The organism is Kitasatospora sp. SUK 42, assembly GCF_015776785.2.
GTDB lineage: Bacteria > Actinomycetota > Actinomycetes > Streptomycetales > Streptomycetaceae > Kitasatospora.
The window spans coordinates 592,768-601,318 of record NZ_LFMD02000002.1; the positions used below are offsets into that span (position 1 = coordinate 592,768).

At 74.0% G+C, this 8,551-nt stretch carries 7 protein-coding genes; 3 read left to right on the plus strand and 4 right to left on the minus strand.

Translation table 11 applies throughout. From position 1 onward, the window contains the following. Window positions 1-89: 89 nt before the first annotated feature. The 4 genes from mycP to RZ50_RS02455 form a co-directional block, all read right to left on the minus strand. Entirely contained in the window at window positions 90-1,385 is a 1,296-nt protein-coding gene (mycP, locus tag RZ50_RS02440; protein WP_196952387.1) for a type VII secretion-associated serine protease mycosin, read from the minus strand. 76 nt (window positions 1,386-1,461) lie between these two features. After that, window positions 1,462-1,755, minus strand: a complete 294-nt coding sequence (locus tag RZ50_RS02445) for a WXG100 family type VII secretion target (RefSeq protein ID WP_196952386.1) — start codon at window positions 1,753-1,755, stop codon at window positions 1,462-1,464. A 101-nt stretch (window positions 1,756-1,856) separates the two neighbouring features. Then, window positions 1,857-2,165 (minus strand): WXG100 family type VII secretion target, encoded by a 309-nt coding sequence (locus RZ50_RS02450; protein WP_196952385.1) that lies wholly within the window; start codon window positions 2,163-2,165, stop codon window positions 1,857-1,859. 182 nt (window positions 2,166-2,347) lie between these two features. Then, window positions 2,348-4,054, minus strand: coding sequence for a type VII secretion protein EccB (locus tag RZ50_RS02455; RefSeq protein ID WP_196952384.1), 1,707 nt, complete (start codon window positions 4,052-4,054; stop codon window positions 2,348-2,350). 223 nt (window positions 4,055-4,277) lie between these two features. On the opposite strand from RZ50_RS02455, the gene eccE reads away from it, so the two are divergent. From eccE to RZ50_RS02470, 3 genes are all read left to right on the plus strand, one after another. Further along, the gene (gene eccE / locus RZ50_RS02460) at window positions 4,278-5,684 is read left to right on the plus strand and encodes a type VII secretion protein EccE (RefSeq protein ID WP_196952383.1); all 1,407 of its coding nucleotides are present in this window, start codon (window positions 4,278-4,280) and stop codon (window positions 5,682-5,684) included. Continuing rightward, the gene (locus tag RZ50_RS02465; protein WP_196952382.1) at window positions 5,684-6,451 is read left to right on the plus strand and encodes a hypothetical protein; all 768 of its coding nucleotides are present in this window, start codon (window positions 5,684-5,686) and stop codon (window positions 6,449-6,451) included. The genes eccE and RZ50_RS02465 overlap by 1 nt, the downstream gene beginning before the upstream one ends. Before the next feature lie 130 nt (window positions 6,452-6,581). After that, window positions 6,582-8,551, plus strand: a 1,970-nt coding sequence (locus RZ50_RS02470; RefSeq protein WP_217680200.1) for an AAA family ATPase, incomplete at its 3' end; no start/stop codon positions are given.

Here is an 8,551-nt window from a genome sequence, read left to right on the forward strand (position 1 = left end):
GCTGCTCCCCCGTGTCCGTACCCGCTGACACTTCATGGATGCGGCGAGGAGGCCTTGGTGTTACAGGTGTTCCGGATTTCCTCCGACGGTCAGTCGGCGGACCCTCGGCGACGGCGGTCGCGCAGCACCACGCCCCCGCCGATCAGCAGCGCGACCAGCAGCGCCCCGACGCCGACCACGTACGTCGCGGTGCGGCCGTCCCGGTCGGCCTGGGTCTCGCCGAGGCCGACCGGCCGGGGCACGATCGGGGCGGCGGCCAGCTGCACGGGGGCGTCCGGGCGGGCTTCGGCCGGCGCGACGTCGGGGGCCTTGGTGACGGCCCTGACCGGGTCCACCACGCCCCAGCCGACGTACTGGTTCGGGTCGCGCTCGGTGCGCTGGGCGGTCTGCTCGATCCAGGCCCGCACCTGGGCCGCCTTCCAGTCCGGGTGGGCGCCGATCAGCAGCGCGGCCAGCCCGGAGACGTACGGGGCGGCGAAGCTGGTGCCGTTGTCCACGCACTGGCCGCCCCCGGGCACCGTGGACAGCATGTCGACGCCGGGCGCGGCGACCTTCACGAAGGAGCCGTACTGGGAGAACGGGGCGCGCTCGTTGTTGCGGTCGGAGGCACCGACGGCCAGCACGGTCGGGAAGGCACCCGGGTAGGTGTCGCCCTCCTTGCCGTCGTTGCCGGTGGAGGCGACCACCACGACGTTCTTCTCCTCGGCGGTCTGGATCTCGGCCTTCAGCTCCTGGTAGCCGCCGAAGTGGGTGTCGCCCGCGCCGCGCACGTCCTGGGAGATGTTGATGACCCTGGCCCCGGCCTTGACCGCCTCGCGGATGGCCGTCGCGAGGGTGGAGACGTCGCCGTTGCCCTCGCTGTCGTTCTGCCGGATCGAGTAGATCTGGGCGTCCGGGGCCAGCCCGACGAAGCCGGTCCGGTCGCTCCGGCCGGCGGCGATGATGCCGGCCACCTTGGTGCCGTGGCCGACCGTGTCGTTCACGGAGGTGCCGTCGACCGGCTTCCTGCTCTCCTTGTCGACCAGCAGGCTGGGGCCCGCCAGCACCTTGTCGACCAGCGGCGGGTTGTCGGCCCTGCTGTCGGGGTCCGGGACCTTGACGGCCAGCTGCGGGTTGCGGTTGTCGACCCCGGTGTCGATGACCGCGACCCTCACGCCCTTGCCGGTGGTCCTCCCGCCCTGCCACAGCTCGTCCAGCAGCAGCCGTTGCAGCGACCACGGCACGGTCTGCACGTCCGGCGCGTTCTTGGGGCAGTCGCCCGCGGCGGCCAGCCCGGGCCCGTCCGCGTGCGCCGGGGCGGCGAGCGGACCGCCCAGCACCGCGAGCGCGGCCAGCGCCGCGGCCGTCCTGCGGAACCCGCGTCCGGACACCCTGCCACCCCTCATGTCGTCCATCCGTGTCGCGCGGCGGGGGCGGGTGCCCGGAATCCGGGTACCCGCCCCCTGCCGTTCGAACGCGCGGTCAGTGCTGCCAGAGCTTGGCGTTGGCGTCCTCGGTGGACCGGTAGCTCTGCGCGGCCTTGTCCAGCGAGCCGGCGATCTGCGAGCAGACCTGCTGCAGGTGGGCGGCGCGCTGGTCCCACTGGGCCTGGTGGGCGTTGTAGCCCTCCTGGGCCGCACCCTGCCAGCTGGCGGCGACGCGCTGGACGTCCTTCTTCAGGTCGGTCAGCAGCTGGTCGATGCGGTGGGCGGAGCCCCGCACCTCCTCGGCGGCGTTGTGGACGGTCTCGAAGTTGACGAGGATGTGGTCGCTCACGATGTCTCCCTAAGACATGGGGGCGAGGCGCCCCGCCGACGGCGGCGGGCACCCCGCAGGGCGGCGGATCGGGGCAGTACGACGATCGGCGCGGTGCGCGATCAGGCGCCCTGGGCGGCGGTGAACTGCTGCTGCTGGTCCGACTCGGTGACCGCGTAGTGCTTGGTGGTCAGGTCGATCGCGTCCTTGATCGCCTTCAGCGACTGCTCCAGCTTCTGGATGTCCTGGTTGAACTGACCCTGCAGGGTCTTGTAGGCGTCGGCCGCCTGGCCCTTCCAGCCGCCGGTGATGTTGTCGACCGTCGTGTTGAGCTTGCCGCGCTCCTGCTCGATCTTGCCGATCGCGTCCTCAATCCGCTTGGAGAAGGCCGTCATCTCCTGTGCGGTCATCGTGAACTGACCCTGAGCCATGCTCCACCGTCCCCCATGAGACAAACATCGCGTGTACGGAGGGCCCGGCAGGCCCACCCGTCACATCACCCGTGTGATGTCCAGCAGCACTGTAGTCGGCACGCGCAACTCGCCCAACACCGAGCGGTGAGCAGTTACCAGACCATGACACTGAGTCCAATTCCGTTGCCCGGCTTGGCCGATCAGGCGTTCTGCGGCTGCGCGGCGCTCTTCGCGGTCAGCGGCGGACCGGCCGGAACCAGGTTCGACCACTCGCGCGGCACCGGCAGCGGCTGAAGGCCCTGGTAGCCCAACCTGGCCTGGTTGCCGCCGGGTTGGTCGTCGGGGTTCGGGGACGGCTGCTGGTTCGGCGCGCCCGGGTCCGTGCCGCCCGGCTGCGGAGTCGGCGCCTTCGGCGTGCCGGTCTGGCCGGGTTGGGTGGGCTGGGCGGTCTGGCCGGGCTGGGCGGTGGCGTGGCCGCCGTCGCCGTTGGACGGAACGGCGTAGCGCAGGCCGGTCTCGGTGATCAGGAAGTCGGTGCCGGAGCCGCCCGCCGTGCCGTCCTGCGCGCGGTAGAAGAGGCCGTGACCGGGCGTCACGTACGCGGCGCCCGCACCGTTGTTGTACTGCGCCGGGTAGGACGTCCCGGCCCAGACGCTGCGCCGGGGCGTGCGGCCGTCCTCGGCGACGCCGTCGAAGGTGCTGCAGACGACCAGCCGGGCGTCCTGGCGGTCCTGCCAGTTGTTCACCGGCGAGCCGGACTTGAGCGGCCAGTCCGCCGCGGTGTCCGGCAGCGGGGCCGCGTCGCTGCCGTACTTGGACTGGTCGGCCGGGGTCAGCTCGTCGCTGCGCGGCTTCTTGTCCTGGTCGTACTTGTAGAGCACCTGGTACGCCGGGTTCTGCCGGATCAGCTCCGCCTGGAACGCGGTGACCAGGAAGAGCCGGTCCTTGCCGACCACGTAGTGACGGTCCTGGTAGTGCACCAGCCGGCCGACCCTGCGGTCCTCCGCGTTCCCCAGCGCCACCGAGGAGTTGGGGACCTGGCTGTCGGAAACCTCCTTGAGCTGCGGGAAGGTGATCGGGGTGCCGTTCACCAGGGTGTCCAGCCAGTCGCGCTTGACCCGCTGCGGCACCGCGTTCGGCCCGAAGACCGCGGTGACCAGCGACTTGCGCTCCTTGTCGTCCGACTGCGCCGAGCCGATCCCGTGCTTGCGGCCCTGCGCGTCGACCAGGTACACCTGCGCGGCTCCCGCGGCCGGCTGCCCCTGCGCCGGCGCGGCGGAGACCTGCTGCTCGTCCGCCTGCTGCACCAGCATCAGCTGGTCCGGGCCGAGCATCCGGTCCTTGGCCGCCAGCGCCGCCGCGTCCGCTCCCGCGGCCACGAACACCGCCTGGTTGACGGTCTCCTGCTTGTCGTCCGAGCCCGGCCGGTCGCAGACCGCCCACTTCATCGACTGGCCCGCGTTGTCCTTGGTCGGCAACTTGTCCGGGGCGTACGGGATGCCGATCGTCGGGCCGTGGTTGGGGTAGCGGTCGAGCACCCCGTCGTCCACCACCACGACCTTGGCGTTCGCGGGCAGCACCAGCCGCGCCGAGGACATGTTGAGCACCTGGTGCAGCCGCTTCGTCCGGCCGTCCGGGTCGGTCAACACCACGTACCGGGTGGTCGACTGCTTGCCCTGGATGATGTTCGAGCCGTCGTCCCACTTCAGCGGCGCGCTCGGCTTGAACACCCCCCACAGCCCGAAGCCGGCCACGATCACCGCCCCGACCAGCACGCTCGGCAGCACCGCCTTCACCGGGCGCGGCGCGTCCTCGTCGCTGCCGCCGCCGGCGGGCAGCAGGAACGCCCCCACCGTGCGTTTGCGGGCGAAGGTGTACGCGTTCAGCTCGTCCCGGCGCGATGCCATCCTCGTCGTCCCCCTCGTCAGACGTGTGCCGGACGTGTGCCGGCGCTGTCGGCCGCCACCACCGCGACCCGCCCCGCGGCCCGCACCCGCCGGGCGGGAACCGGCCCAAACCCTCTACGATGCGGCAGCAGACGGTGAGTACGGTACGGGTACGGTCCGCGAACCAGCCAGCCGGGCCGCGACAACGGATCAGCGACAACGGATCAGAGGGGGCCATCGGGGGATGCCAAGCCAGACCGCTCCAGGACGCCGCGGCACCGCGCGCGGCGGGAGGTCGCGCCGGTCCGGACAGGCCCAGCACGGCGGCCCGGCCGCCGGGACCCCGGCCGTCCACCCGCCGACGACGAGCACCGCCGGCGGCCCCGTCCAGATCCGCGTGAACCCCCGACCCGGGCTGCTCGGCGGCCGGTTGAAGCTCCAACAGCTCGTCCTGGTCGAGGTCGCCGCCGCCCTGGTCGCGGTGGGCTGGACCATCAGCCGCCCGGTCGCGGCCGGGTTCGGCGCGGTCTCACTGGTCCTGCTCGTGCTCGCGGTCGTCCCGCTGCGCGGCCGCACCATCCCGGAGCTGCTACGCGTCCGATCCGCCCTCAAGTCCCGGCGCAGGCAGGCGAAGACGCTGCTGCCGCCCCCGGGCACCGACCCGGCACTGGCGCCCGCGCTGGAGCTCGAACCGGGCCTGCGCACCTGCACCCACGCCACCGAGGCCGAGCTCGGCGGCCGCCCCGTCCGCCGGGAGACCGGCATGGTCGGCGACGGGACCTTCCTCACCTCGGTGCTGCTGATCCAGGCCAAGGACCTGCCGCTGCGCCCGGTGCGCACCGCGCTGCCGCTGCCGCTGGACGTGATCTGCTCGGCGCTCACCGTCGACGACATCACCCTGGAGTCGGTGCAGTTGGTCCAGCACACCCAGCCCGCACCCGCACCGCACCTGCCCGAGCAGTCGCTGGCCGCCCGCGCCTACCGCGAACTCCCGGACGGCACCTCCACCCCCGGACTGCGGCTGACCTGGGTCGCCCTCAAGCTCGACCCGGAACGGGCGGCCACCGCCGTCCGGGCCCGCGGCGGCGGCGAGGAGGGCGCCCGCAAGGCGCTGCAGCGGGTGACCGACCAGCTGGCCGGGCGGCTCAACAGCGCCGGGTTCAACGCGACCGTCCTGGACGAGCGCGAGCTGATCGCCGCCCTGGCCATCGCCACCTGCGCCAACCCGATCGCGGTGGCCGGGCGCCAGGGCACCGGCAGCGGCGGCGGCACCACCCGCCGCACCCAGGAGGGCAACCGCTTCTGGCGGATCGACGACCGCTGGCACAGCACCTACTGGATCTCCCGCTGGCCGCAACTGGGCCGCCCCGGCGGCGCCCCCGGCCGGATCGGCGCGCCGGACCTGGTCAACCTGATCACCGGATCCGCGGCGCTGGCCAGCACCTTCAGCCTGACCGCCGGGCACGGCACCGGCGGCTCGGTGACCGTCAGCGGACACCTTCGGGTGACCGGGCGCAACGAGAGCGAGGTCGGCCAGGTCGGCCGCCAGGTGGAGGCGCGGGCACAGAGCGCCGGGGTCGGTCTGGTCCGGCTCGACCTGGAGCAGGCCCCCGGCATGCTCGCCACCCTGCCGCTGGGAGGAGCGTCCTGATGGCGTACCAGACCTATCCGGCCCCCGGCCCGCAGCCCGGCGCCGAGCGGCGGCGGGCCCGGCCGCGGATCCTGCCCGGCTTCGGGCTGCGCGGCCCGCGCCGGGAGAAGCACGTGATCGAGGCCGCCGACCTCGCGGCGCTGGCCTTCCCCGTCGGCGACGACGGCGTGGTCATCGGCGTCGACCCGCAGGGACTGCCCGCGGTGCTCGGCCTGTTCCGCCCCAGCGCGTACGACCTGGTGCTGGTCGGCGGCGTGTGGACGGCGCAGGTCATCGCGCTGCGCGCGGCCGCGGTCGGCGCCCGGGTCGCGGTGGAGACCGCCCGCGGCCAGCTCTGGGGCCCGATGGCGCAGGCCGCCGGCGGCGGGCAGCCGTGCGTGACGGTCCACCAGGTCGGCCGACTCGGCCCGCAGGGCGCCTCGGTGGCCTCGCCGGTGCTGGTGGTGCGCGACCTCGGTGCCCGTCCGCCGCGCAGCCGGCTCTCGGCCGCGCCCTGGCAGACCACCCTGACCCTGCTGCCCTACCTGGGCCCCAACGCCTCCCGGGTGCTGAACACCGCCGACCTGGTCGGCGTGCAGCGGATCTCCCCCCAGGAGGCGGAACTGACGGGCCGGGTGCTGTCGCTGCCACCGGAGGACGTGGCCGCGCTGCCCACCCTCGGCGACGACCTCACCCTGTGGGCCACCCGGATGCGGCGTCAGTACGTCAGGGCCGTGGCCGGGCAGGCCGAACTGCAGGTGCTCGGCGGTCCGCGGCGGATGGACTGAGGCGCCGGTGAGGGCCGGGTCGTCCTGGTTCGGATCCGAAGCCGCCTTCAACGGGGGCTGCCGTACGGCCTAGTCTTTGTTGCGGCAACGGCACCGCTGAACAAGCGGCGGCGAACACGAGGGAGCCCTAGTGAGCAGCGATCGGGACGGCGTCTACGTCGGCGACAACGCGGCAGAGGACGACGACGACTGGTCCGACGCGCCTGACTACACTCCCCCGTCCTGGTACGTGCAGTCGGAACCGGCGGCGGCTCCGGCCGAGGCGACCGCCGCCGCTCCGGCGGCTGCGGCCGAGCCTGCTCCGGTGCCCGCTCCGACGTCGGCTCCAACACCTGCTCCGGCGGCCCAGGTTCAGCCTCCGGCGCCCGTCCCGGCCCAGGCCCAGCCTCCGGCGGCCGCTCCGGTCCAGGCCCAGGTCCAGGCCCAGGTCCCGGCCGCCGAGCCGGTTCCGGCCCCCGCTCCGGTGCCGCCGGTTCCGGCCGTCCAGGCCGAGGCGCAGCAGGTCCCGTTCCCGACCGCGGCTCCGACCCCCGCCCCGGCTCCGGCGCCTGTTCCGGTTCAGCCGAGCGCCCCGCAGCCGTACCCGGCGCCGCAGCCCGGGCCGCCGCAGCACTTCGCGCAGCCGCCGGCCCCCCAGCCGCTGCCCGCGCAGCACCCGATGGCGCCGCAGCCTCCGCAGGCGGCGCAGGACGTGCGGCCCGGGTGGGACCCGCAGGCCGCGTGGACGGCCCAGCAGCCGGTCGCCGGCCAGCCCCAGCCCGGCCAGCCCGCCCACCCCGTGCCGCCCGCCCAGCCGCAGGCCGGCCCGGTGGACCCGCGCCAGCACGGCTGGCCGCAGCCCGCCGCCTACCCGCCGCCGCTCCAGGCCCAGCCCGGCCAGCCCGTACAGCCGCAGCCCGTACAGCCGCAGCAGCCGGGCCCCGCGCAGCCCTGGTCGCAGAACCCCGCCGCGCCACCGCCCGCCGCGTTCCAGCAGGCCGCCGCCCCGCAGCAGACCGCGCACGGCGCGCCGCTCGGCTACACCGCCGCCGTCGAGCTGTCCTCGGACCGGCTGCTGCGCAGCCAGCCCAAGCAGCAGCGCCAGCATCCGCGGTTCCAGTTCGGCGGCAAGGCCGCGGCGGCCGAGAAGGCCCGCAGGCTGGAGATCATCCGCACCCCGGTGCTGAGCTGCTACCGGATCGCCGTGATCAGCCTCAAGGGCGGCGTCGGCAAGACCACGACCACCACCGCGCTCGGCGCGACGCTGGCCAGTGAGCGCCAGGACAAGGTGATCGCGATCGACGCCAACCCGGACGCCGGCACCCTCGGCCGCCGGGTCAAGCGCCAGACCGGCGCGACCATCCGCGACCTGGTGACGGCCATCCCGCGCCTGCGCAGCTACATGGACATCCGTCAGTTCACCTCGCAGGACCTGAACTCGGGCCTGGAGATCCTGGCGAACGACGTCGACCCGGCCGTCTCGACCACCTTCAACGACTCGGACTACCGCCAGGTCATCGACGTACTGGGCCGCCAGTACCCGATCATCCTGACCGACTCCGGCACCGGCCTGCTGTACAGCGCGATGCGCGGGGTGCTGGACCTGGCCGACCAGCTGATCATCGTCTCCACCCCCAGCGTGGACGGCGCCTCCAGCGCCTCGACCACGCTGGACTGGCTCTCCGCGCACGGCTACGCGGACCTGGTGCAGCGCAGCATCACGGTGGTGTCCGGGGTGCGCGAGACCAGCAAGATGATCAAGGTCGAGGACATCGTCGCGCACTTCCAGACCCGCTGCCGCGGCGTGGTCGTGGTGCCCTTCGACGAGAGCCTGGCCGCCGGTGCCGAGGTCAACCTCGACATGATGCGGCCCAAGGTCCGCGAGGCGTACTTCGAGCTGGCCACCCTGGTCGGCGAGGACATCATCCGGGCCCAGCAGGCCGCCGCCCAACAGTCCGGCTGGCAGCACCAGGCGCAGGCCCAGCAGCAGCCGCCGCAGCCGTACCCCGCCGCCCCGCAGGCCCCGCAGCCCGCGCCCGGGGCGCCGTGGGCACCCCAGCCCGGCCAGGCCCCGCCGCCCCCGCCCGGCTACGGCTACCCCCCGCAGGGCGCCCCGGCCCC

What these genes read in the sequence shown, in the direction of transcription:
- mycP (WP_196952387.1), bottom strand. Translation starts at nt 1,385, where the DNA reads ATGAGGGGTGGCAGGGTGTCCGGACGCGGGTTCCGCAGGACGGCCGCG.
- RZ50_RS02450 (WP_196952385.1), bottom strand. Translation starts at nt 2,165, where the DNA reads ATGGCTCAGGGTCAGTTCACGATGACCGCACAGGAGATGACGGCCTTC.
- RZ50_RS02455 (WP_196952384.1), bottom strand. Translation starts at nt 4,054, where the DNA reads ATGGCATCGCGCCGGGACGAGCTGAACGCGTACACCTTCGCCCGCAAA.
- eccE (WP_196952383.1), top strand. Translation starts at nt 4,278, where the DNA reads ATGCCAAGCCAGACCGCTCCAGGACGCCGCGGCACCGCGCGCGGCGGG.
- RZ50_RS02465 (WP_196952382.1), top strand. Translation starts at nt 5,684, where the DNA reads ATGGCGTACCAGACCTATCCGGCCCCCGGCCCGCAGCCCGGCGCCGAG.